The organism is Isoptericola sp. S6320L (assembly GCF_023015685.1).
GTDB classification, from domain to species: Bacteria; Actinomycetota; Actinomycetes; order Actinomycetales; family Cellulomonadaceae; genus Isoptericola; species Isoptericola halotolerans_A.
In genome coordinates this window covers 15,446-38,397 of sequence record NZ_JALKAT010000004.1, presented here as the reverse complement: position 1 = coordinate 38,397, position 22,952 = coordinate 15,446, and the positions used below count along the sequence as shown (strand labels likewise).

20 protein-coding genes and 1 tRNA gene are annotated in these 22,952 nt (G+C 73.7%); 6 read left to right on the top strand and 15 right to left on the bottom strand.

Annotation, left to right across the window (positions count from 1 at the left end):
* Positions 1 to 115: 115 nt before the first annotated feature.
* The 12 genes from MWU57_RS03855 to argS all read right to left on the bottom strand — a co-directional run bounded on the left by MWU57_RS03855 (position 116) and on the right by argS (position 13,975).
* On the bottom strand, positions 116 to 604 hold the full coding sequence (locus tag MWU57_RS03855) for a hypothetical protein (RefSeq protein ID WP_246907350.1): 489 nt from the start codon (positions 602 to 604) through the stop codon (positions 116 to 118).
* Complete coding sequence (locus MWU57_RS03850) at positions 570 to 1,838, bottom strand: glycosyltransferase family 4 protein (protein WP_246907349.1); 1,269 nt, start codon at positions 1,836 to 1,838, stop codon at positions 570 to 572. The genes MWU57_RS03855 and MWU57_RS03850 overlap by 35 nt, the downstream gene beginning before the upstream one ends.
* Entirely contained in the window at positions 1,835 to 2,521 is a 687-nt protein-coding gene (locus tag MWU57_RS03845; RefSeq protein ID WP_246907477.1) for an L-threonylcarbamoyladenylate synthase, read from the bottom strand. The genes MWU57_RS03850 and MWU57_RS03845 overlap by 4 nt, the downstream gene beginning before the upstream one ends.
* A 5-nt stretch (positions 2,522 to 2,526) precedes the next feature.
* The gene (prmC, locus tag MWU57_RS03840; protein WP_246907348.1) at positions 2,527 to 3,522 is read right to left on the bottom strand and encodes a peptide chain release factor N(5)-glutamine methyltransferase; all 996 of its coding nucleotides are present in this window, start codon (positions 3,520 to 3,522) and stop codon (positions 2,527 to 2,529) included.
* Positions 3,515 to 4,606 carry a peptide chain release factor 1 gene (gene prfA, locus MWU57_RS03835; RefSeq protein ID WP_246907346.1) on the bottom strand — a complete coding sequence of 364 codons (1,092 nt, stop codon included), beginning with the start codon at positions 4,604 to 4,606 and terminating at the stop codon, positions 3,515 to 3,517. The genes prmC and prfA overlap by 8 nt, the downstream gene beginning before the upstream one ends.
* Positions 4,607 to 4,738: 132 nt before the next feature.
* A complete protein-coding gene (gene rpmE / locus MWU57_RS03830; protein WP_106268919.1) occupies positions 4,739 to 4,945 on the bottom strand; it encodes a 50S ribosomal protein L31 in 207 nt (68 codons plus the stop codon).
* A gap of 131 nt (positions 4,946 to 5,076) precedes the next feature.
* Positions 5,077 to 7,005 (bottom strand): transcription termination factor Rho, encoded by a 1,929-nt coding sequence (gene rho / locus MWU57_RS03825; RefSeq protein WP_308221133.1) that lies wholly within the window; start codon positions 7,003 to 7,005, stop codon positions 5,077 to 5,079.
* A gap of 280 nt (positions 7,006 to 7,285) precedes the next feature.
* Positions 7,286 to 8,224: a homoserine kinase gene (gene thrB, locus MWU57_RS03820; RefSeq protein ID WP_106268923.1), complete on the bottom strand. Its 939-nt coding sequence runs from the start codon at positions 8,222 to 8,224 to the stop codon at positions 7,286 to 7,288.
* A 1-nt stretch (position 8,225) separates the two neighbouring features.
* Positions 8,226 to 9,332 carry a threonine synthase gene (gene thrC / locus MWU57_RS03815; RefSeq protein ID WP_246907344.1) on the bottom strand — a complete coding sequence of 369 codons (1,107 nt, stop codon included), beginning with the start codon at positions 9,330 to 9,332 and terminating at the stop codon, positions 8,226 to 8,228.
* A gap of 2 nt (positions 9,333 to 9,334) precedes the next feature.
* Positions 9,335 to 10,714 (bottom strand): homoserine dehydrogenase, encoded by a 1,380-nt coding sequence (locus MWU57_RS03810; RefSeq protein ID WP_246907472.1) that lies wholly within the window; start codon positions 10,712 to 10,714, stop codon positions 9,335 to 9,337.
* A 142-nt stretch (positions 10,715 to 10,856) separates the two neighbouring features.
* Positions 10,857 to 12,251 carry a diaminopimelate decarboxylase gene (lysA, locus tag MWU57_RS03805; protein ID WP_246907470.1) on the bottom strand — a complete coding sequence of 465 codons (1,395 nt, stop codon included), beginning with the start codon at positions 12,249 to 12,251 and terminating at the stop codon, positions 10,857 to 10,859.
* Positions 12,252 to 12,289: 38 nt separating this feature from the next.
* Entirely contained in the window at positions 12,290 to 13,975 is a 1,686-nt protein-coding gene (gene argS, locus MWU57_RS03800; RefSeq protein ID WP_246907342.1) for an arginine--tRNA ligase, read from the bottom strand.
* A 130-nt stretch (positions 13,976 to 14,105) separates the two neighbouring features.
* On the opposite strand from argS, the gene MWU57_RS03795 reads away from it, so the two are divergent.
* The 5 genes from MWU57_RS03795 (at position 14,106) to MWU57_RS03775 (ending at position 18,640) form a co-directional block, all read left to right on the top strand.
* A tRNA-Arg gene (locus MWU57_RS03795) sits at positions 14,106 to 14,178 on the top strand.
* A gap of 216 nt (positions 14,179 to 14,394) precedes the next feature.
* Positions 14,395 to 15,912, top strand: a complete 1,518-nt coding sequence (locus MWU57_RS03790; RefSeq protein ID WP_246907340.1) for an MmgE/PrpD family protein — start codon at positions 14,395 to 14,397, stop codon at positions 15,910 to 15,912.
* The gene (gene prpB, locus MWU57_RS03785) at positions 15,912 to 16,841 is read left to right on the top strand and encodes a methylisocitrate lyase (protein WP_246907339.1); all 930 of its coding nucleotides are present in this window, start codon (positions 15,912 to 15,914) and stop codon (positions 16,839 to 16,841) included. The genes MWU57_RS03790 and prpB overlap by 1 nt, the downstream gene beginning before the upstream one ends.
* A 16-nt stretch (positions 16,842 to 16,857) precedes the next feature.
* The gene (locus MWU57_RS03780; RefSeq protein ID WP_106268935.1) at positions 16,858 to 18,000 is read left to right on the top strand and encodes a bifunctional 2-methylcitrate synthase/citrate synthase; all 1,143 of its coding nucleotides are present in this window, start codon (positions 16,858 to 16,860) and stop codon (positions 17,998 to 18,000) included.
* A gap of 10 nt (positions 18,001 to 18,010) precedes the next feature.
* Positions 18,011 to 18,640, top strand: a complete 630-nt coding sequence (locus tag MWU57_RS03775; protein WP_246907338.1) for a CYTH domain-containing protein — start codon at positions 18,011 to 18,013, stop codon at positions 18,638 to 18,640.
* 13 nt (positions 18,641 to 18,653) lie between these two features.
* Here MWU57_RS03775 and MWU57_RS18320 read toward each other — a convergent pair whose 3' ends face one another.
* The 3 genes from MWU57_RS18320 to MWU57_RS03760 all read right to left on the bottom strand — a co-directional run bounded on the left by MWU57_RS18320 (position 18,654) and on the right by MWU57_RS03760 (position 22,082).
* Positions 18,654 to 19,502, bottom strand: coding sequence for a D-alanyl-D-alanine carboxypeptidase family protein (locus MWU57_RS18320; protein ID WP_246907337.1), 849 nt, complete (start codon positions 19,500 to 19,502; stop codon positions 18,654 to 18,656).
* Between the two features lie 199 nt (positions 19,503 to 19,701).
* Positions 19,702 to 20,754 (bottom strand): hemolysin family protein, encoded by a 1,053-nt coding sequence (locus MWU57_RS03765; protein ID WP_106268941.1) that lies wholly within the window; start codon positions 20,752 to 20,754, stop codon positions 19,702 to 19,704.
* Positions 20,751 to 22,082, bottom strand: coding sequence for a hemolysin family protein (locus MWU57_RS03760; RefSeq protein ID WP_246907336.1), 1,332 nt, complete (start codon positions 22,080 to 22,082; stop codon positions 20,751 to 20,753). The genes MWU57_RS03765 and MWU57_RS03760 overlap by 4 nt, the downstream gene beginning before the upstream one ends.
* Before the next feature lie 140 nt (positions 22,083 to 22,222).
* Here MWU57_RS03760 and MWU57_RS03755 point away from each other — a divergent pair, with 140 nt between their 5' ends.
* Complete coding sequence (locus MWU57_RS03755; protein WP_106268945.1) at positions 22,223 to 22,951, top strand: response regulator transcription factor; 729 nt, start codon at positions 22,223 to 22,225, stop codon at positions 22,949 to 22,951.
* Position 22,952: the final 1 nt, after the last annotated feature.

Below are 22,952 nucleotides of genomic sequence, written 5' to 3'. Positions count from 1 at the left end.
CTCGGCCGTGCTCCGACACTCTCCACGGCCGACCGAGGCTGGAATCCTGCGCCTTGTGAACGACGGCACTTTCTTCGACCGGCGCGCCGTCCCGACACGGGCGACGACGCGGCGCTCAGGGCTGGACGTAGGGGATGCGAGCGCCCTTGACCGCCTGGTAGTCGAGCAGCGCGGAACCGATCGCCCCGATCGCCAGCACGACGAAGAGCACGTACGGGTCGTAGAAGTCGGCACCCCGCAGCACGGCCAGGACGACGACCAGCACCACGATCTTCGCCAGCCACGCACCCATGACCACACCCGCCATCACCGTCGGGGGCTTGCCCACCGTGCGCTGCATCGACCAGACGGTCGTGCCGCAGAACAACGCGGCGAGGCCGGCGCCCACGAGAGCGCCCCAGACACCAGGCAGTCCGGCGACGAGCGCTCCCACGGCGCAGCCGAGGACCACCAGCGCGCCGACGAGGAGCAGCGTGGACCGCATGGCGCGGCGCAGCATGGCCCGCTCGCCGGCCTGGACCTCGTCGAACGAGCGCCCCGACGTGGCGGGCTGCTGGTCCGCGGTCTCGTCAGGGTTGTCCGGGACGGGTGGCTGTGCGGTCATGGTCCGACTCCTTCGGCTGCGGTGTCACGGTGGGAGGTGGTCCTGCGCCCCGGGCGACCTGAGCGGTCTGCGCCGCCTGCGCGGCCGCGACCCGGGCGGTGGGCAGCGCGCCCGAGGCGACGTCGTCGTCCAGGAAGCGGCCCCGCGTGCGCAGCGGGCCGAGCGTCAGCAGGAGGGCGACGACGACCGCGACGAGCAGCCAGACGAGGACCACCTGCCAGCGCCACCGGACGAACGCCGACGCGCCGAACGCGAACACCGCCGTCCAGACGTAGAGGATCAGCACGGCGCGGCGGTGCGAGTGCCCGAGCGCCAGCATCCGGTGGTGCAGGTGCATCCGGTCCGGGGCCATGGGCGACTTGCCCGCGGCCAGCCGCCGGACCACGGCCATCGTCATGTCGAGCAGCGGCAGCATCACCACGGCGAGCGGCAGCAGCAGCGGGATGAACAGCGGCGCACGCTGGGCGCCGGACAGCGCGTCGGTGATCGTCGGGTCGATCCGCCCGGTCACCGAGATCGCGGCACCGGCGAACACCAGGCCCAGCACCATCGACCCGGAGTCGCCCATGAAGATGTGCGACGGATAGAAGTTGTGCGGCAGGAAGCCGAGGCACACGCCCACCAGCACGGCCGTCATCATGGCCGCGAGGCTCGAGAAGTCCGTCGGGCTCGCCTGCGTGGTGAGCGAGTAGGTGTACAGGAAGAACGCCGAACCACCGATCGCCACGATGCCCGCCGCCAGCCCGTCGAGCCCGTCGACGAAGTTCACGGCGTTCATCGCCACGACGACGACGAGCACGGTCACGAACAACGACAGCCTGGCCGACGGGATCGTGAGCCCGCCGGGGGTGGGCAGCGACGTGAGCTGGACCTGGTTGAACGCCATGAAGCCGGCCGCGAGGACTTGGCCGGCCAGCTTGGTCATCCAGTCGAGGTCCCAGACGTCGTCGGCCCATCCGAGCAGGCAGACGATGACCGCGCCCCCGACGATGCCGAGCACCTGCGGCTCCTCGGCCACCCCGTCGAGGAACGGCATCTGGCCGGCGAGGAGCACGGCGACGACGATCCCCAGCAGCATCGCCAGGCCGCCGAGGCGCGGCGTCGGCAGCACGTGGACGTCCCGGGCCCGGACGGCGGAGATCGCGTTCGTCCTGTTGGCGACCCACCGGGCACCGGGGGTGGCCAGGTACGTCACCGCCGCGGCGATGAGCATGACCAGGAGGTACGCCCTCACCCGGCCGGCACCTCGCCCTGCTCCTCGCCCGGGTTCCCGCCGGGCTCCTCGCCCGCGCCCAGCACGGGCGCGACCGCACGGAGCTGCTCCAGGGACACGGCGCCGTCGCGCACGACGCGCAGGTGCTCGCCGGTCGCGTCGACGATGGTCGAGGCCACGCCGCCGGGCGCGGTCCCGCCGTCGAGGTAGCACGTGACGGCGTCGCCGAGCTGCTCGAGGGCGTCGGCGGCCTCGAGCGCCGCGGGACGACCGGTGCGGTTGGCGCTGGAGACCGCGAGCGGCCCGGTCCGGCGCAGCAGCGCGAGCGCGGCCTCGTGGTCCGGCATGCGCAGCGCCACGGTGCCGTTCGTCTCGCCCAGGTCCCACTGGAGCGACGGCTGGGCGCGCAGGATGATGGTGAAGCCGCCGGGCCAGAACGCCTCGACGAGGGCGCGCGCGGCGTCGGGCACCTCGGTCGCCAGCCCGTCGAGGGTGCGCGCGTCCGGCACGAGGACCGGTGGCGGCATCTGGCGCCCCCGGCCCTTCGCCGCCAGGAGCGCGGCGACCGCGTCGGCGTCGAAGGCGTCGGCCCCGATGCCGTAGACGGTGTCGGTGGGGAGGACCACCAGGCCACCGCGGGAGATCGCGTTGACCGCCTCGTCGATGCCGGGTCCCCAGGTGTTCGCGTCGGTGACGTCGTGCACGCTGCTCACACGTCCCAGTCTGTCACGGTTCGCGGGGCGCCCGGCGCACGGCCCGGCACGGTCCCGGACGCCTGCCGGGCGACGACCATCCGGGGCCGGCCGGTGAGGTCGGCACGGGTGGTCGCGTCGACGAGCCCCGCGCCGGCCGCCGTCGCGCGGGCCTGCTCGGCCTGGACCTCGGCGTGCTCCATGACGTAGAGCCCGCCGGGCCGCAGCAGCCGGGCGGCCGCGGCCGTCACCCCGCGCGGGACCTCGAGGCCGTCCGTGCCCAGCCCGTAGAGGGCGACGGCCGGGTCGTGGTCCGCGACCTCCGGGTCGTGCGGTACCGCGCCCGGCGGCACGTACGGCGGGTTGGAGACCACGACGTCGACGGTCCCGTCGAGCTCGGTCAGGGCCGTGCGGGCGTCGCCGCGCACCAGGTGCACGACGGCGGCACCCCGCTGCTCCGACGTCGCCTCGACGTTGCGTGCGGCCCACCCGTGGGCGGCGGCGTCCAGCTCGACGGCGTGGACCACCGCTCCCGGCACCTCCGTCGCGACGGCCAGCGCGATCGCGCCCGACCCGGTGCACAGGTCGACGACGACGGCGCTGCCGCGGTCGGCGACGGTGCGGGCGGCCGCGTCGATCGCCACCTGGGCGACCTCCTCCGTCTCCGGACGGGGCACGAACACCCCCGGCCCCACCGCCAGCTCGAGGTGACGGAACGGGGCGAGCCCGGTGAGGTGCTGCAGCGGCTCCCGGCGGGCGCGGCGCGCCACGAGACGGTCGAAGCGTGCGGCGACGGCGACGGCGTCCGGAGTGCCGCCGTCGGGCGCGACGACCGCGACGGGGGCGTCCAGCAGCGCCCGGCGCCGCACCTCGCCCCGGTCGACGCCGAGCACGTGCGCGAGCAGGACCTCGGCGTCCACCCGCGGCGACGGTACGGCGGCCGCGGCGAGCGTCCCCGTCGCCGTACGGAGCAGTGTGGCCGTGCGCAGCTCCGGCACCCGCGGGTCAGGCATCGCCGGCCGCGGCCAGCCGGGCCGCCTCGTCGGCGTCGATCGCCGACTGCACCACCGGGTCGAGATCCCCCGCCAGCACGTGGTCGAGGTTGTACGCCTTGTAGCCCGTGCGGTGGTCCGCGATGCGGTTCTCCGGGAAGTTGTAGGTGCGGATCCGCTCCGACCGGTCCACGGTCCGGATCTGGGACCGGCGGATGTCCGCCGCCGCGGCGGCCGCCTCCTCCTGCTGCGCGGCGAGCAGGCGCGCCCGGAGCACACGCATCGCCTGTTCCTTGTTCTGCAGCTGCGACTTCTCGTTCTGCATCGACACGACGATGCCGGTCGGCAGGTGGGTGATGCGCACGGCGGAGTCGGTCGTGTTGACGGACTGACCACCCGGGCCGGAGGACCGGTACACGTCGATGCGCAGGTCGTTCGTGTCGATCTCGACCTCGCCGGGGTCGTCGACCTCCGGGAAGACGAGCACGCCCGCGGCCGACGTGTGGATGCGGCCCTGCGACTCCGTGACGGGCACGCGCTGCACCCGGTGCACACCACCCTCGTACTTGAGGTGGGCCCAGACGCCGTCACCGGGGTCCTGCGGCGTGCCCTTCGACTTGATCGCGACCTGGACGTCCTTGTACCCGCCGAGCTCGGTGTCCGTGGCCTCCAGGACCTGCGTGCTCCAGCCGTGGCGCTCGGCGTACCGCAGGTACATCCGCAGCAGGTCACCGGCGAAGAGCGCGGACTCGTCGCCGCCCTCCCCCGCCTTGATCTCGAGGATGACGTCGCGGCCGTCGTCCGGGTCGCGCGGGACGAGCACGCGCCGCAGGTGCTCGGCCGCACGGTCCAGGGCCGATCGCAGGACCGGCAGCTCGGCCGCGAACGACGCGTCGTCGCGGGCCAGCTCGGCGGCCGCCTCGGCGTCGTCCCGTGCGGTCTGCCACCCCCGGTAGGCGCCGACGACGCGGTTGAGCTCGGCGTACCGCCGCCCGAGCGTCCGGGCGCGCCCGGCGTCGGCGTGCACCGCCGGGTCCGCCAGCGCACGCTCGATCTCGGCGTGCTCGGCGAGGAGCGGCTCCGCCACCGCGAAGTCTTCCGTCACGTCATCTCTTCTCTCTCGTCATGGGCACGAGCGGTCCCGTACCCACGGTGCGGAGACACGACAGCGCCGGTGGTCCGACGTCCGACTGCCCCTGGAGAGGTTGTCGGGCGGACCACCGGCGCTGCGGGGTGGCTACTTCTTGCCGTAGCGGGCCTGGAACCGGGCGACGCGGCCACCGGTGTCCAGGATCTTCTGCTTGCCCGTGTAGAACGGGTGGCAGGCGCTGCAGACGTCGGCGGCGATCTTGCCGGACTTCTCGGTGCTGCGCGTGGTGAACGTGTTGCCGCAGGTACAGGTCACCTCGGTGACGACGTACTCGGGGTGGATTCCGGACTTCATGATGCTCCTTGGTGTGATGCCGCCGGGTCGCCTCGCAGGACAGCGAGCCGTGAACCGGTCGGCCGACGAACCATTGTGCCAGAACGCGTGCGCGCCTGGAGTATTCCCCGCTGTGATGACGTCGAGCGACGTCAGACGGTCTCGCCGGGGTCGTCGTGCGACAGACCCGCCGGCGTCGTCTTCTGCACGTGCAGGAGGAACTCGACGTTGGTCTTGGTCTTGCGGAGCTGACCGAGCAGGAGCTCGATCGCCTGCTGCTGGTCCAGCGCACCCATGACGCGCCGCAGCTTGTAGACGATCCCGAGCTCGTCCTTCGACAGCAGGATCTCCTCGCGGCGCGTGCCGGACCCGTTGACGTCCACCGCCGGGAAGATCCGCTTGTCCGCGAGGTTGCGGGACAGGCGCAGCTCCATGTTGCCGGTGCCCTTGAACTCCTCGAAGATCACCTCGTCCATCTTCGAGCCGGTCTCGACCAGCGCGGAGCCGAGGATGGTCAGCGAGCCGCCCTCCTCGATGTTCCGGGCGGCGCCGAAGAACTTCTTCGGCGGGTAGAGCGCCGCGGCGTCCACACCACCGGAGAGGATGCGGCCCGACGCCGGCGCGGCCAGGTTGTAGGCGCGCGACAGGCGGGTGATGGAGTCGAGCAGCACGACGACGTCCTGACCCAGCTCGACGAGACGCTTGGCGCGCTCGATGGCCAGCTCGGCGACGATCGTGTGGTCCGAGGCGGGGCGGTCGAACGTCGAGGCGATGACCTCGCCCTTGACCGTCCGCTCCATGTCGGTGACCTCTTCGGGCCGCTCGTCCACGAGCACCACCATGAGGTGGACCTCGGGGTTGTTCGCGGTGATCGCGTTGGCGATCTGCTGCATGATGATCGTCTTGCCGGCCTTGGGCGGCGACACGATGAGACCACGCTGGCCCTTGCCGATCGGGGCGACGATGTCGATGACGCGCGGCGTGAGCCGGGTCGCCTCGGGGTTCTCCAGGCGGAGCCGGTCCTGCGGGTACAGCGGCGTGAGCTTGGTGAACTCGGGCCGCTGGCGCGCCTCGTCCGGCGTCATGCCGTTGACGGAGTCGAGCCGCACGAGCGCCGCGAACTTGCTGCGCACGTTCTTGCCGGTCTGGGTGCCGCCGCTGGGCGGCTCCTCGCCCTCGCGCGGCTGACGGATCGCGCCGACGACGGCGTCACCGCGGCGCAGGCCCGACTTGCGGACCTGGTTGAGCGAGACGTAGACGTCCTTCGGGCCGGGCAGGTAGCCGCTCGTACGCACGAACGCGTAGTTGTCGAGGATGTCGAGGATGCCCGCGACGGGGATCAGGACGTCGTCGTCGCGGACCTCGACCTCTTCGGGGCCGAGGTCGGGGGCGTTGCCGCCCCGACCGCCACCCTGGCCGCCGCGGTTGCGCTTGCGGTCCCGGCCGCGGTCGCGACCCCGCCGGCGGCGCGAGCCGTTCCGGTCCTGCGGGTCGCCGGGACGCTGGCGGTCCTGCTGGCCGCGGTCGTCGGCGTCGGCACCCTGGTCGGAGCCCTTGGTGGCGGCCTGGTTGCTCTGGCCGCCCTGACCGGCGCCCTGGTTGGGCTGCCGCTCGCCCCGCTGGCGCTGCCCGCGCTCCCGGGGTGCGGCCACGGCGTCGGCCAGCTCGGCGAGGCGCGCCTCGCGGTCCGCGCCGCTCTCGCCGGACGCGCTGCCGCCGGACCGGTCGGTGCCGGTGTCGGCCGAGGAGCCGGTCGGGCGCGTGGCGCGCCGGCGGCGCTGGCCGGACTCGGCCTGGGCATCGGTGCGCACCGTCGGCGTCCCGGTGGACGCCGCCGCGACCGGAGCGGCGGACGAGGCCTGCTCGACGGCCGGGGCCTCGGCCACGGCGGGGCCGCCCTGCTGGGCGGGACGCTTCTCGGTGGTGGGCTGCGAGCCCGACGCGCCACCACGCTTCGCGCGGATGGTCTCGGCGAGGTCGCCCTTGCGCATGCGGCTCGTGCCCTTGACGCCCATCTGGGACGCCAGCGCCTGGAGCTCGGCAAGCTTCATCGAGCTCAGGTTGTCGGTGGTGTTCGTCACGAAGGACCCTTCCCCCTCGTATGCGGTCCGGCGGTTTCATCCGCACGGACCGGGGTGGTGGGCGTCCGGGCGCAGGGGGGCGCCTGGACGCGGAACCTCACGTCAGTGGTACGACGACGTCGGCTGACGGGGTTGCTGTCGGCCTTCTGCACGGGACGTCGGTAGCGATGTGGCTGCCGCCGCGCCCTGACACTCCCGGACTGCGACGATGCGCGCGTGAGCGCGGCGCAGGGTGGGGTGGGTGCCGTCGTGGTCGAACCTGAAGGCTTGCTTCATGCTATCACTCATGCGGCAGGCTCCGACACGTCGTGCCGGACGTGTCGATCGCCGGGTGCCCGACGTGCCAGCCGGCACCGCCGCGCGGATCGCCCAGCAGGTCGCGCAGCGCCGACTCGAGCTCCGGTCCGGCGTCGGCGGTGGTGAGCACCAGCACCGTGGGTCCCGCTCCCGAGACGGTCGCCGCCAGCCCGGCGGCGCGCAGCGAGCGGACGAGCTCCGCCGTGCCCGCCATGACCCCGGCCCGGTACTCCTGGTGCAGCCGGTCCTCGGTCGCGTCGAGCAGCAGCTCCGGACGCCGCGCGAGCGCCTCGACCAGCAGCGCGGCACGGCCGGCCGTGAATGCCGCGTCGGCGTGCGGCACGTGCCCGGGGAGCACGCCCCGCGCACGGCTGGTGGCGAGCCGGACGTCCGGGACGAGCACGGTCGCCCGGATCCGCGGGTCGACCTCCAGGTCCACGGCACGGGGCCCGTCCGCACCGGACCACGCCAGCGTGGCGCCGCCGCGCAGCGCCGGGGCGGCGTTGTCCGGGTGACCCTCGAACTCCGTCGCGACGCCGAGCATCGTCCGGGCGTCGAGCGCCTGCGGGTCGGCGAGCAGTCCGCGTGCCGCCACGATCCCCGAGACGACGGCCGCCGCGGACGATCCCAGGCCGCGACCGTGCGGGATCCGGTTCGTGCACCGCAGGTGCACCCCGGTCAACGGGGCTCCGGCGAGCTCGAGGGTGTGCTGCAGCGCCCGGACCACGAGGTGGTCGGCACCGCCGGGCACCTCGCCGGCGCCCTCCCCCGCGACGTCGACGCGGACCTCGTCGCTCGCGACGAGCTGGACCTCGATCTCGTCGTACAGCCCCAGGGCGAGGCCCATCGCGTCGAAGCCGGGCCCCAGGTTCGCGCTCGTGGCGGGGACGCGGACCAGGACGTGGTCGGCTCCGAGCCTCATGTCACTCCAGCCCGAGCGCGTCCGCGACGGACACGACGTCGGCCGACACGCGGGTCGGCGTGACCTCGCCGCCGTCGAGCGTCCGCAGCGCCCACTGCGGGTCCTTCAGCCCGTGCCCCGTCACCGTGATCACGACACGGGCACCGGCCGGGACCAGTCCGCGCTCGGCGCGCGAGAGCACCCCGGCCACGCCGGCCGCCGACGCCGGCTCCACGAAGACGCCCACGTCGGCCGAGAGCACCCGGTGCGCCGCGAGGATCGCCTCGTCCGACACGGCCTCGATGACACCGCCGGAGTCGTCGCGCGCGGCCTCCGCCTGCGCCCAGGAGGCCGGGTTGCCGATCCGGATCGCCGTGGCGATCGTCTCGGGGTCGACGGGATGACCCTTGACGATGGGTGCCGCGCCCGCCGCCTGGAACCCCCACATCGCCGGGGTCCGGGTGGCGACGGCCTGCGGTGCCGCCCCGGGGCCCTCCTCGCTGGTGGGGATGCCCGCGTACTCGCGGTAGCCCTTCCAGTAGGCCGTGATGTTGCCGGCGTTGCCCACGGGCAACGCGTGGATGTCCGGGGCGTCACCGAGGGCGTCGACCACCTCGAAGGCCCCCGTCTTCTGCCCCTCGATGCGGTCGGGGTTCACGGAGTTCACCAGCTCGACCGGGTAGGCCTCGGCGAGCTTGCGGGCGACCACGAGGCAGTCGTCGAAGTTGCCGTCCACCTGGAGCAGCCGGGCACCGTGGGCGACGGCCTGGCTCAGCTTGCCCATGGCGATCTTGCCCTCGGGGACGAGGACGGCGCAGGTCATGCCCGCCCGGGTCGCGTACGCGGCCGCGGACGCCGAGGTGTTGCCCGTCGAGGCGCACACGACGACCTTCGCGCCGCGCCCGGCCGCGGCCGACATCGCCGTCGTCATGCCGCGGTCCTTGAAGGAGCCCGTCGGGTTCATGCCCTCGACCTTGACGTACACCTCGGCACCCGTGCGCTCCGAGAGCGCAGGGGCCTCGACGAGCGGGGTGCCGCCCTCCCCCAGGGTGACGATGCTCGCGGCGACGTGGGCCGGCAGGCGGTCGGCGTACTCGGTGATGACACCGCGCCACTGGTGTGCCGGCATTCTCAGACTCCCTCGACTCGCAGGACGGACGTGATCTGGCGGACGGGCTCGAGCCCGTCCAGGGCTGCGACGGTCGCGGCCAGCGACGCCTCGCGGGCGGCGTGGGTGGTGATGACCAGACGCGCGACCGGTTCGGTCTCCTCGGGCTCGACCTCCGCGGCCGGCTCGGAGGCGGGCTCCGCCTCGAAGGACGCGGTCAGCGCCTCGCTCTGGCGCACCGTGTCGATGGAGACGCCGTGGTCGGCGAGGACCCCGGCGACCTGGGCGAGCACACCGGTCCGGTCGGCCACCTCGAGACGGACCTGGTACCGCGTCACGGCGGCGTCGGCCGACAGCACCGGCAGGGAGGCGTAGGCCGACTCGCGCGGCCCCTTGCCGCCCACCAACCGGTCCCGGGCGGCAGAGACCAGATCGCCGAGCACGGCCGACGACGTGGGCCGGCCACCGGCACCCTGCCCGTAGAACATCAGCGGACCGGCGGACTCGGCCTCCACGAAGACGGCGTTGAACGCGCCGCGGACGGCTGCCAGCGGGTGGTCCGTCGGCACGAGGGCGGGGTGCACGCGAGCCGCCACACCCTCCGACGTCCGCTCCGCGATGGCGAGCAGCTTGAGCACGTAGCCGGTCCGGCGCGCCCAGTCGACGTCGTCGCGCGTGATGCCCCGGATGCCTTCCCGGGCGACCTGGTGGATCGAGACGCGCGTGTGGAACGCCAGGGAGGCGAGGATGGCCGCCTTCGCCGCGGCGTCGAACCCGTCGACGTCGGCCGTCGGGTCGGCTTCCGCGTACCCGAGCTCCTGGGCCCGCTTGACGACGTCCTCGAGGTCGAGGCCCTGGCTGGTCATCTCGTCCAGGACGTAGTTCGTGGTGCCGTTGACGATGCCCAGGACGCGCTGGACCTGGTCCCCGGCGAGCGACTCGCGCACCGGCCGCACGATCGGGATCGCGCCGGCGACCGCCGCCTCGAAGGACAGGTCGGCCCGGGCGTCGTCCGCCGCCTCGAACAGGACCGGTCCCTGCTCGGCGAGGAGCTGCTTGTTCGCGGTGACCACGCTGGCGCCGCGGGCGAGGGCGCTCAGGATGAGGGTGCGGGCCGGCTCGATGCCACCCATCAGCTCGACCACGACGTCGGCCTGGGCCACCAGGCCCTCGGCGTCCTCGGTGAGCAGCCCGGCCGGGATCCCCTCGCGCGGCCGCGAGGCGTCGCGGACCGCGATACCGACGACCTCCAGCGGGGCGCCGGCCCGCGCGGCGAGCTCGGCGGAGTTCTCGAGCAGCCCGCGCGCCACCTCGGTCCCCACCACGCCGCACCCGAGCAGGGCGACCCGCAGGGGTCGTACCTCGGGCCGCGCGGCACCCGACGACGCGGGCGCGGGGGGCAGGTCAGCTGCAGCAGGCACGAAACCACCTTGGTCGAGATCGGGAGGACGTGGCTCAGGATAGCCACGCCCGGCGGACGGCGGCCCACCGTCCCGCATGGTGGGGCCGTCGTCCGGGCCGCGGGTCGGGCCGTCGGCCCGTTCGTCAGCCGAGGTCGAGCCCGAGGAGGTCCTCGAGCGTCTCCCGGCGGACGAGGACGCGGGACGCGCCGTCCGCCACGGCCACCACGGGTGGGCGCGTCAGCCCGTTGTAGTTCGAGGCCATCGACCGGCCGTAGGCGCCGGTCGCCGGGACCGCGAGCAGGTCGCCGGCCCGCACGTCGGCAGGCAGCATGACCTCGTGCACGACGACGTCCCCGCTCTCGCAGTGCTTGCCGACCACGCGGGCCAGCACCGTCCCGGCGGCGGACGCCCGGCCCACGACCTCCGCGTGGTAGTCCGCGCCGTAGAGCGCCGGGCGGATGTTGTCGCTCATGCCGCCGTCCACGGAGACGTACAGGCGGGTGAAGGTCGCGCCGGCCCCGGGGTCCTCGGCCGGGGCCGAGACCGTGACGGGCTTGACCGTCCCGACCGTGTAGAGGGTCAGCCCGGCCGGCCCGACCACCGCACGCCCCGGCTCGATCGAGAACCGCGGCAGGGGCGTGCCGAGCTCGCGGGCGACGGACGCGACGGCCTGCGCCACCGAGACGGCCACCGGTGCCGGCTCGAGCGGCTCCTCACCCGGCAGGTAGGCGATGCCGTACCCCCCGCCCAGGTCGACCTCCTCGACGAGCACCCCGGTGCGGGTCGCCAGGTCGGCGCGCAGCTGCAGCACCACGCGCGCCGCCGCCTCGAAGCCCGACGGCTCGAGGATCTGCGAGCCGATGTGCGAGTGGATGCCCAGCAGGTCCAGCTCGGGCCGCGCCACGACCGCCTCGAGGGCCGCGAGCGCCGGCGAGGTGCCGCCGTCCGGCCCGGCGTTCACCGACAGCCCGAACTTCTGGTCCTCGTGGGCCGTCGAGATGTACTCGTGACCGCCGGCATGGACGCCCGTGGTGACGCGCACCATGACCGGGGCGACCACCCCGCGCGACGCCGCCAGGTCCGCCACGCGTTCGATCTCCACGAGCGAGTCGACGATGAGCCGACCCACGCCGGCGTCGAGCGCGGCGAGGATCTCGGCGTCGGACTTGTTGTTGCCGTGCAGCCCGATCGCAGCGCCCGGGACGCCGGCCCGCAGCGCGACCGCGAGCTCACCGCCCGAGGCGGTGTCGACGCGCAGCCCCTCCTGCGTGGCCCAGCGCGCGACGGCGACCGTGAGGAGCGCCTTGCCGGCGTAGTAGACGTCGACGCCGGCACCCACCTCCGCGAAGGCGGACTCGAACGCCGTCCGGTAGGCCCGCGCCCGGGCGCGGAAGTCGGCCTCGTCCAGCACGTAGGCCGGGGTGCCGTGCGCGGCCGCCAGCTCGCTCACCGGGACGCCGGCGACCTCGACCTCGCCGTCCGCGCGCCGTCGGACGCCCGACGACCACGGTGCGCCCGCCGCGCCCGGACCGCCCACCGGGAGGACGGCGGACCGGCCGGCCTCCGGCGCGGCGCTCACATCCGCTCCGGCGCGGTCACGCCGAGCAGGCCGAGGCCGTTGGCCAGCACCTGACGCACCGCGTCGTTGAGCCACAGACGCGTGCGGTGCAGGTCCTCGACCGGCTCGTCCGGGTAGGGCAGGACGCGGCGGTCCTTCTGCTGGTACCACGTGTGGTAATCACCGGCGAGCGCCTCGAGGTAGCGCGCGACCCGGTGGGGCTCGCGGAGCTCGGCGGCCTGCGCCACGATCCGCGGGAACTCCGTGAGCCGGCCGAGCAGCGCCGCCTCGGTGGCGTGGTCGAGGAGCGCCGGGTCGAACCCGTCCGCGCGGGACACGTCGCGGTCGGCCGCGTTGCGGTCCACCGCGCACGTCCGCGAGTGCGCGTACTGCACGTAGTAGACGGGGTTCTCGTTCGTGGCCCGCGTGAGCAGGTCCAGGTCGAGGTCGATGGTGGAGTCGACCGACGACCGGGCGAGCGAGTAGCGGGCGGCGTCCACCCCGACGGCGTCGACCAGGTCCTCGAGCGTGACGACGGTCCCGGCCCGCTTCGACATCCGGACCGGCTGGCCGTCCTTCACCAGGTTGACCATCTGGCCGATGAGGAGCTGGAGGTTCGTGCCCGGCGTGTCGCCGAACGCCGCGCAGACCGCCATCATGCGCCCGACGTACCCGTGGTGGTCCGCGCCGAGCATGATGATGACCTCGTCGAACCCCCGCTCGCGCTTGTCGAGGTAGTAGGCGATGTCACCGGCGATGTAGGCGGCCTCGCCGTCGGACTTGAGGACCACGCGGTCCTTGTCGTCCCCGAACTCGGTGGTGCGCAACCACGTCGCGCCGTCCTTGTCGAACATCCGGCCGGCGTCCCGCAGCCGGGCGACCGCACGGTCCACCGCGCCGGACTCGTGCAGCGAGTCCTCGTGGAAGTACACGTCGAAGTCGACGCCGAAGTCGTGCAGCGAGGCCTTGATCTCCCCGAACATCCGGTCGACGCCACGGGCCCGGAAGACCTCCTGGGCCTCGGCGTCGGGCAGCTCGCGCGGGTCGGGCTCGCCGGCGGCCACGGCGTCGGCGATCACCGCGTCCGCGATCTCGGAGATGTACTGGCCGCCGTAGCCGTCCTCGGGCGCCGCCTCGCCCCGCGCACGCGCGAGCAGCGAGCGTGCGAAGCGGTCGATCTGCGCGCCGTGGTCGTTGAAGTAGTACTCGCGTGCCACCTCGGCGCCGCTCGCCTCGAGCACCCGGGCCAGCGAGTCGCCGACGGCCGCCCAGCGCACGCCGCCGATGTGGATGGGCCCGGTCGGGTTCGCGGAGACGAACTCCAGGTTGACCCGCTTGCCGGCCTCGGAGTCGCCGCGGCCGTAGGCGCCGCCGGCCTCGACGACCGTGCGCGCGAGCTCACCGGCCGCCGCCGCGTCGAGCGTGATGTTGAGGAACCCCGGACCGGCGACCTCCACGGCCCGGACGCCCGGCGTCGCACCCAGCCGGGACGCGAGCTCCTCGGCGAGCGCCCGCGGCGAGGTACCCGCCTTCTTCGCGAGCTGCAGCGCCACGTTGGTCGCCCAGTCGCCGTGCTCGCGCTGGCGGGGTCGCTCCACGTGCACCGACGCCGGGACCGCGTCGGCGGGGAGCGCGAGGGCGCCGTCGGCCACGGCCGAGGCGAGGGCGGTGCTGAGTGCTTGCGAGAGCTCGTCGGGTGTCACCGGGGGATTCTATCGGCCCGCCCACGGCGACCTGCCAGCGTCTCGCGACCCTGTTTCCGACCTGCACACCCACGGTGATAGTCTCGGTCACCGTGCCGAAGGGTCGCCCCGTGCGAGCCGTCCGGCACCCGCGCCTGTAGCTCAGTGGATAGAGCGTCTGCCTCCGGAGCAGAAGGTCGGGGGTTCGAGTCCCTCCAGGCGCACCGCGGAAGGCCCGTAGCGCGAGAGATCGCGGTGCGGGCCTTCGTCGTCCCGGTGGCGAGACTCAGGGCGAGACTCAGGGCGAGGCGCCGGACCGGCCGCTTGGACGCCGTCGCACCCGCACGTTAGGTTCCAAGCAGCAGTCGACGACGACGACGCGTGGCTCCGCACGACCCGGCGGTCCGCGCGACCACAGCTCCCCGCGACCCGGAGGACCCATGATCGACCACACCGTGCGCACCTACGGGGCGGACGAGCCGCTGGCCCGCACCGACCAGCTCGCCTGGAAGATCGCGGAGGTCGCCACCGAGCAGAGCGACCCCACCGACGCCGTGACCGACATGGTGATCAACCGTGTCATCGACAACGCCGCCGTCGCGACCGCGTCGCTGGGACGCGCCCCGATCCTCGCCGCCCGCGCCCAGGCGGAGGCGCACCCCGTCTCGCGGGGCGGCGCAGGCGCCACGATCGTCGGCAGCCGCGAGCGCACCAGCCCCGAGTGGGCGGCCTGGGCCAACGGCGTCGCCGTGCGCGAGCTCGACTACCACGACACGTTCCTGGCCGCGGACTACTCGCACCCGGGCGACAACATCCCGCCGATCCTGGCCGTCGCGCAGCACCTGGGCCGCGACGGCGCGGACCTGCTGCGCGGGATCGTCACCGGGTACGAGATCCAGGTCGACCTCGTCAAGGGCATCTGCCTGCACGAGCACAAGATCGACCACGTCGCCCACCTCGGCCCCAGCGCCGCGGCGGGGATCGGCACCCTCCTGGGGCTGCCCACCGAGACGGTCTATCAGGCGATCGGGCAGGCCCTGCACACCACCACCGCCACGCGGCAGTCCCGCAAGGGCGAGATCTCCACCTGGAAGGCCCACGCGCCGGCCTTCGCGGGCAAGATGGCGATCGAGGCCGTCGACCGGGCCATGCGGGGGCAGACCTCCCCCAGCCCGATCTACGAGGGCTCCGACGGCGTCATCGCCTGGCTGCTCTCCGGCCCCGAAGCCCGCTACACCGTGCCGCTCCCGGAGCACGGCGAGCCGCGTACCGCGATCCTCGAGACCTACACCAAGGAGCACTCCGCCGAGTACCAGGCGCAGGCGTGGATCGACCTCGCCCGCCGTCTGGGCCGCGAGCGGCCCGAGCTGCGCGAGCCGCAGGCCGTCCGCTCGGTCGTGCTGCACACCTCGCACCACACCCACTACGTCATCGGCTCCGGGTCCGGCGACCCGCAGAAGTACGACCCGACCGCCAGCCGCGAGACGCTCGACCACTCGATCCCCTACATCTTCACCGTCGCGCTGCAGGACGGTGACTGGGACCACGTCGACAGCTACGCGCCCGAGCGGGCCGGACGGCCCGACACGATCGAGCTGTGGCGCAAGGTCACCACGGCGGAGGACCCGGAGTGGACCCGCCGCTACCACTCGGCCGACCCTGCCGAGAAGTCGTTCGGCGGACGGGTGGAGATCGAGCTGGTCGACGGCGAGCGCGTGGTCGAGGAGATCGCCGTCGCCGACGCCCACCCGCTCGGCGCGCGTCCCTTCGCCCGGGCCCAGTACGTGCAGAAGTTCCGCACCCTGGCGGACGGCGTGCTCGCCCCGGAGGAGACCGAGCGGTTCCTCGACCTCGCGCAGCGCCTGCCGGAGCTCACCGCCGACGAGCTCGCCGGGCTGACCGTGACGCCGGCCGACGACCCGGCCGCCCGTGCCGCCGTCGTCCCCGGGATCTTCTGATGCTGTACTCGACGCTCACCCCGGCGGCCAAGCGTGCCGCGTTCCGCGAGCGCCTGAGGTCCGGGGAGCTGCTGCAGCTGCCCGGCGCGTTCAACCCGCTCTCGGCGCGGCTGATCGAGACCAAGAGGTTCGACGGCGTCTACGTCTCGGGCGCGGTCGTCGCGGCCGACCTGGGCCTGCCCGACGTCGGGCTCACCACCCTGAGCGAGGTCGCCGGCCGCGCCGGTCAGATCGCCCGCATGACCGACCTGCCGACGCTCGTCGACGCCGACACCGGCTTCGGCGAGGCCATGAACGTGGCCAGGACCGTCCAGACGATGGAGGACGCCGGCGTCGCCGGTCTGCACATCGAGGACCAGGTCAACCCCAAGCGCTGCGGCCACCTGGACGGCAAGCAGGTGGTCGACGACGCCACGGCGCTGCAGCGCATCCGCGCGGCCGTGACGGCTCGCCGCGACGAGAACCTGCTGATCATGGCCCGCACCGACGTCCGCGCCGGCGCCGGGCTCGAGGTCGCGATCGAACGGGCCCGCGCGCTCGTCGACGCCGGCGCCGACGCCGTCTTCCCCGAGGCGCTGCGGGACCTCGACGAGTTCGCGGCCGTGGCTGCCGCGCTCGACGTGCCGGTCCTGGCGAACATGACGGAGTTCGGCAAGTCGGAGCTGTTCACCGCCGACCGGCTGCGCGACGCCGGGGTCGCGCTGGTGATCTACCCCGTCTCCCTGCTGCGCCTCGCGATGGGCGCCGCGGACCGCGCGCTGGACGACCTGCGGACCGAGGGCTCCCTCGCCGCGCAGGTGCCGCACATGCAGACCCGCGCCGAGCTCTACGAGCTCCTCGACTACCCGGCGTACAGCACGTTCGACGCCGGCGTGTACGACTTCTCCCTGGAGACGCACCACAGCCACCACCGCCCCGAACGTCGTTGAGAGCGAAGGAGCACCGATGACCGAGCCCCGCACCGAGCCCGACGTCCGCAAGGGCCTGGCCGGAGTCGTCGCGGACACCACCGCGATCTCGAAGGTCGACCCCGAGACCAACTCCCTGCTGTACCGCGGCTACCCGGTCCAGGACCTCGCGGCGAGCCAGCCGTTCGAGGCCGTGGCCCACCTGCTGTGGCACGGCGAGCTGCCGACCGGGGCGGAGCTCGCCGAGCTCGAGCGGCTCGAGCGCTCCCTGCGGCCGATGGACGACCGCACCCGGCGAGCGATCGACGACGTGCCGCTCGAGGCGCACCCGATGGACGTGCTGCGCACCGCGGTCAGCCAGCTCGGCGGCCTGGACGACACCCTGGGACGCCCGGACGGCGTCCTCGACCCCGAGCTCAACCAGGGCCGAGCCGTCTACCTCTTCGCCCAGCTGCCCGGCATCGTGGCGTACAGCCAGCGCCGACGGCACGGCCTGGAGCCCGTCGCACCGCGCGACGACCTCGACTACGCCCGCAACTTCCTGTGGCAGACGTTCGGCGAGGTGCCGGACGACGCCGTCGTCGACGCGTTCCGCGTCTCCCTCGTGCTGTACGCCGAGCACTCCTTCAACGCCTCGACGTTCACCGCGCGGGTCATCGCCTCGACGCTGTCCGACGTGTACTCCGCGGTCACCGGCGCGATCGGTGCGCTCAAGGGCCCGCTGCACGGCGGTGCGAACGAGGCCGTGATGCACGCCTTCGCCGAGATCGGCACCGCCGACCGGGCCGAGGCGTGGCTCGACGAGGCGTTGGCCGCCAAGCGCAAGGTCATGGGGTTCGGCCACCGGGTCTACCGGCACGGCGACTCGCGGGTGCCCTCGATGAAGGCCGCGCTGGACGCCCTCGTGGCGCACTACGACCGCCCGGACCTCGCAGACCTCTACGCGGCGCTGGAGTCCGCGTTCGTCGAGCGCAAGGGCATCTACCCGAACCTCGACTACCCCGCCGGCCCGGCCTACCACCTCATGGGGTTCGACACCCCGACGTTCACGCCGCTCTTCGTGGCGGCACGCGTCACCGGCTGGACGGCGCACGTGGCCGAGCAGCAGGCCGCCAACTCCCTCATCCGCCCGCTGTCGCAGTACGTCGGCCCGGAGCGCCGCGAGGTGCCGCCGCAGTAGTGTCGGGACCATGTCCACGAGCTACTCCGACTTCGAGTTCGAGCGCCGCTTCCTCGTCCGGCGGCTGCCGGACGTGCTGCGCGACGCCCCGTCGCTCATCGTCCAGTCGTACTTCCTGTCCGACGGCGGGTACGCGCTGCGTGTGCGGGTGCAGGCCGGCGGCGTCGACGCCGGTGTCGACGCCGAGAGCGACCCGGCCGAGATCATCGACGCCCACCGGGAGCAGTTCGACTTCGCCGCCGTCACCGTGAAGGGCCCGTCGGCGGGCGGCACCCGCTACGAGGCGGAGCGGCAGCTCGACCCCCTGGTCGGCGTCGAGCTGGTCCGGCGGGGCGGCGCGCGCGTCGTCAAGACCCGGTACGCGGTGTGGCTGGGGGCGGACGGGTGGTCCGTCGACGTCTTCGGCGGTGCCAACAGCCCGCTCGTCGTCGCCGAGTGCGAACGCTCCGGACCGGTGACGGCGTTGCAGATCCCCGACTTCTGCGTCACCGAGATCACCGACGAGCGCCGGTTCTCCAACGAGTCGCTCGCCGTGGAGCCCTACGGGGAGTGGGCGGCCGAGCACGCCCAGGAGCTCGCGCGCACCGGGCCGCGGTTCCGGGACGACTTCGGGGAGAACCAGCGGCTCGAGTCGCCGTAGCCGCTCCCCCGGCTCAGTGCCAGGTGGAGACTTCCTCGACCCCGGCCCGGTACTCCCAGTGCCACGGCTCGTACTTGCCCGACCCGCCGCGCTGGGCCCACGGCGGGTTCTCCCAGCCGTAGGCCGGGGCGTTGTCCCAGAGCCACTTGTAGACCTCGGCGCTGCCCGTCTCCTTGGAGCACAGGTCGATCGCCAAACCCCAGCCGTGCATCGACGTGCCCGGCGTCGCGGCGAGGTACCCGCGACTCGCCTTGACCGAGTACTGCGAGGAGAGCGACCGGTAGCTGTCCACGAGGCAGAGGTCCCGGCCGAACCGCGCGCGGAACGCCTCGTTGAGGGCGCTGAGGGAGACGGCGGCGTCGGGACGCAGCTGCTCGCCGCTCTGCCACAGGTCGCACAGGGAGTGGTCGGTGAGCTGCCCGTTGGTGCCCACGACCTCGGTGCCGGCGTCGCAGTCGGGCAGGGGGTCACGCTCGGTGGTCCGGCTCGCGGCCGCGACGCTGCGCTCGCGGGGCGCCGCCGCGATGGCGGCCGCCGTCCCCGGCGTCTGCGCACCCGACTGCAGCAGGGCCAGGGTGGAGGGTCCCGTGGGCGCCGTCTCCAGGTCGAACGGCGAGCGCTCGTCCGCGTCCGCCGCGCCGGACAGCGGCACCGCGATGGTGGCCGCCGCCAGCGAGCCGAGGACCGTCACGCGCGTGACCCAGGTGTGCCCGGCCGGCGCGGCGTGCGCGCCCCGACCCCGGCTCTTCGCCGTGCCGGTGGACCGACGGCGTGCGGGTCGGCCGGAGCGGCCCTCGGCCGCCTCACGGATCTCCCGCCGGGAACGCGGAGCGGGAGCGTCGCCCTGGGACGTCGTGTCCACGCCACCTCCGTGCCTCTCGCCGCGCGCGAGCGCGCGGCACCTGCTCGAAACTGCTCGAACTGTCGGTCAAATCTCCTGACCGACCTGCGCGGCGACCTGCGACGCCGAGCGCCGCCGCCCCCGCGGTCGATCCGTGACCGCACCCTAGCGGTGACGTAGCCCACGGCCAAGTCCCGGGTTGTTCAAGACCTGTTCACCCTCACCGCAGACGCTGCATCGCGTCACGGACCTCGCCGACGAGCTCCTCGAGGATGTCCTCGAGGAACACCACGCCGACCGTCCGCGACCCGTCCTCGACGCGGGCGAGGTGCGCCCCCGAGCGCTGCATCGCCCGCAGCGCGTCCTCGACCTCGTCGTCCGGGCCGACCTGCGCCGTCGCGCGGACCCGCCACGCGGGCACGGGCCGGTCCCGGTCACCGTTCGTCGCGTAGAGCACGTCCTTGAGGTGCAGGTAGCCGACCAACGCCGCGGGGGCGCCCTCCACGGGGACGTCGACGACCGGGAACCGGCTGAAGCCCGTGCGCGAGACGAGGTGCTCGACGTCGTCCGGCGTCGCCCCCGGCGTGACGGTGACCAGCGCGTCGAGCGGGACCATGACGTCGCCGGCGGTGCGGGACGAGAACTCGAACGCACCCGACAGGAGGCCCTGCTCGTCGGTGAGCACGCCCTCGGCGCGGGAGTGCTCCACGATCGACTGGACCTCCTCCGCCGTGAACGCCGAGGCGACCTCGTCCTTCGGCTCGACACCGAGAAGACGGACCACGTGGTTGGCCACCCAGTTGAGCGCCACGATGACCGGGCGCAGCACGCGGGCGATCAGCACCAGGGGCGGGGCGAACCAGAGGGCTGCCGTCTCCGGCCCGCTGACGGCGAGGTTCTTGGGCACCATCTCGCCGAGCACCACGTGCAGGTACACGACGATGCTCAGCGCGATGACGAGCGCGACCGGGTGCACGAGCTGCTCCGGGATGCCGAGGGCCGCGAACGGCCCCTCGAGCAGGTGCGCGAGCGCGGGCTCGGCGATGATGCCGAGCCCGGTCGAGCAGACGGTGATCCCGAGCTGGGCGCACGCGAGCATGAGCGAGACGTGCTCCATGGCCCACAGCACGATCTGGGCGCGCTTCTCGCCCGCCTCGGCGCGCGGCTCGATCGTGCTGCGCCGCACGGACAGGACGGCGAACTCCGCGCCGACGAAGAAGGCGTTGCCGACCAGCAGGAGCAGGCCGACCAGCAGGGCGGTGCCGGTGCTCATGCCGTCACCTCCCGCACGCGCAGGCGCTCCACGCGCCGACCGTCGACGAGCTCCACACGCAGGCGGACGCCGTCGACCTCGACGTCGTCGCCGACCTCCGGCAGCCGGCCGAGACTGGCCATGACGAGCCCGCCGAGCGTCTCGTAGGCGGGGCCCTCGGGGACCCGCAGGCCCGTGGTCTCGACCAGCTCGTCGGGGCGCAGGACGCCGGGCACGACCCAGGAACCGTCGGCAGCCCGGGACGCGCCCCCGCGACGGCGGTCGTGCTCGTCCGCGACGTCGCCGACGAGCTCCTCGACCACGTCCTCGAGGGTCACGACGCCGGACGTGCCGCCGTACTCGTCCACGACGACGGCCATCTGCAGGCCGAGCCCGCGCAGCTCGACGAGCAGCGGACCGAGGCTGACGGTGTCCGGCACCCGCGGAGCGTCCACCATCAGGGCCCCCGCAGGCACCTCGTCGCGGCGCTCGAAGGGGACACCGACAGCACGGCGCAGGTGCACCAGGCCGACGATGTCGTCGCGGTCGTCCCCGATGACGGGGAACCGGGAGTGACCCGTCCGGTGCGCCAGGGCGACGACCTCCGCGGCGCTCGTGCCCCGCCGGACGACGGACATCCGGGTGCGGTCGGTCATCACGTCGCGGGCGACGAGCGCGTCGAGCTCGAGCGTGTTGGCCAGGAGCGCCGCCGTGCCCTCCTCGAGCGTGCCCTCCTGCGCGGACCGACGCACGAGGGAGAGGAGCTCGGTCGCCGACCGGGCGCCGGACAGCTCCTCGCGGGGCTCGACGCCGACCCGGCGCAGGATGGCGTTCGCCGACCCGTTCAGCACGGCGATGAGGGGGCCGCACACGATCGTGAAGACGCGTTGCAGGGGCACGACCGCCCGGGCGGTGGGGTGCGGGGCCGACAACGCGAAGTTCTTCGGGATCAGCTCACCGAAGAGCATGGAGAACGCGTTGACGACCACCAGGGCCAGCACGCCGGCGAGCACCGCGGACGCGGCGGTGCCGAGCGGGGTGGCCGCCAGCCCGGCGCCGAACAGGCTCAGCAGCGCCGGCTGCGCGGTGTAGCCGAGCAGGATCGTGGTGACGGTGATGCCCACCTGCGCGGAGCTGAGCTCCGTGGACAGGTGCTTGAGCCCGGCCCGGACGATGCGGTCCCGACGATCGGGACGCCTCCGGCCGGGCGGCGGACTGTCGCCCTCCTCGTCGTCGCTGCCCACGACGGCGGGGTCCAGGGTGACGAGCGAGAACTCGCTCGCCACGAAGATCGCGGTCCCTGCGGTGAGCAGGACACCCACGGCGATCATGATCGTCTCGGTCAGCACGGCAGGCCTCGCAGGCCGGGATATCGACTGTCGTCCATCGTGGCACCGATGCTATCCCGGACTCGGCGTGGTCGTCCCGTCCCGCCGCCACGCCAGCGCATCCCCAGCGGACACCCAGGTTCTGCGTGCAAGATGGGCTCATGACCACGACTGCGACCAGCCCGGGACAGGGCCAGCAGAACGCCACCGTCCTCGTCGTCGAGGACGAGCCGGCGATCGCGACGGCGATCGCCCAACGCCTCTCGGCCGAGGGATGGCGGGTCGAGGTCGCTCGCGACGGGATCTCCGGCGTCGACGCCGCCGCCCGGCTCCATCCCGACGCCGTGGTGCTCGACGTCATGCTGCCGGGCCTGGACGGCCTGGAGGTGTGCCGTCGCATCCAGGCGGACCACCCCACGCCGATCCTCATGCTCACGGCGCGCGACGACGAGACCGACATGCTGATCGGGCTCGGCGTGGGCGCCGACGACTACATGACCAAGCCCTTCTCCATGCGCGAGCTGGTGGCACGGGTCAAGGCGCTGCTCCGCCGCGTGGAGCGCGCCGCGCAGGCCGCCGCCACCGCCCCGGCCGACCCGCCGCTCGTCGCCGGGGACGTGACCATCGACCGTGCCCAGCGCCGGGTGCACCGAGCCGGCGACGAGGTCCACCTGACCCCGACGGAGTTCGAGCTGCTCGTGATGCTCGCCAGCGCGCCGAAGACCGTCCAGACCCGCGAGAAGCTCCTCGCCGAGGTCTGGGACTGGGCCGACGCGAGCGGCACCCGGACCGTCGACTCGCACATCAAGGCGCTGCGCCGCAAGCTCGGGCCGGACCTGATCCGGACCGTGCACGGCGTGGGCTACGCGTTCGAGCCCCCGGCAGGCTGAC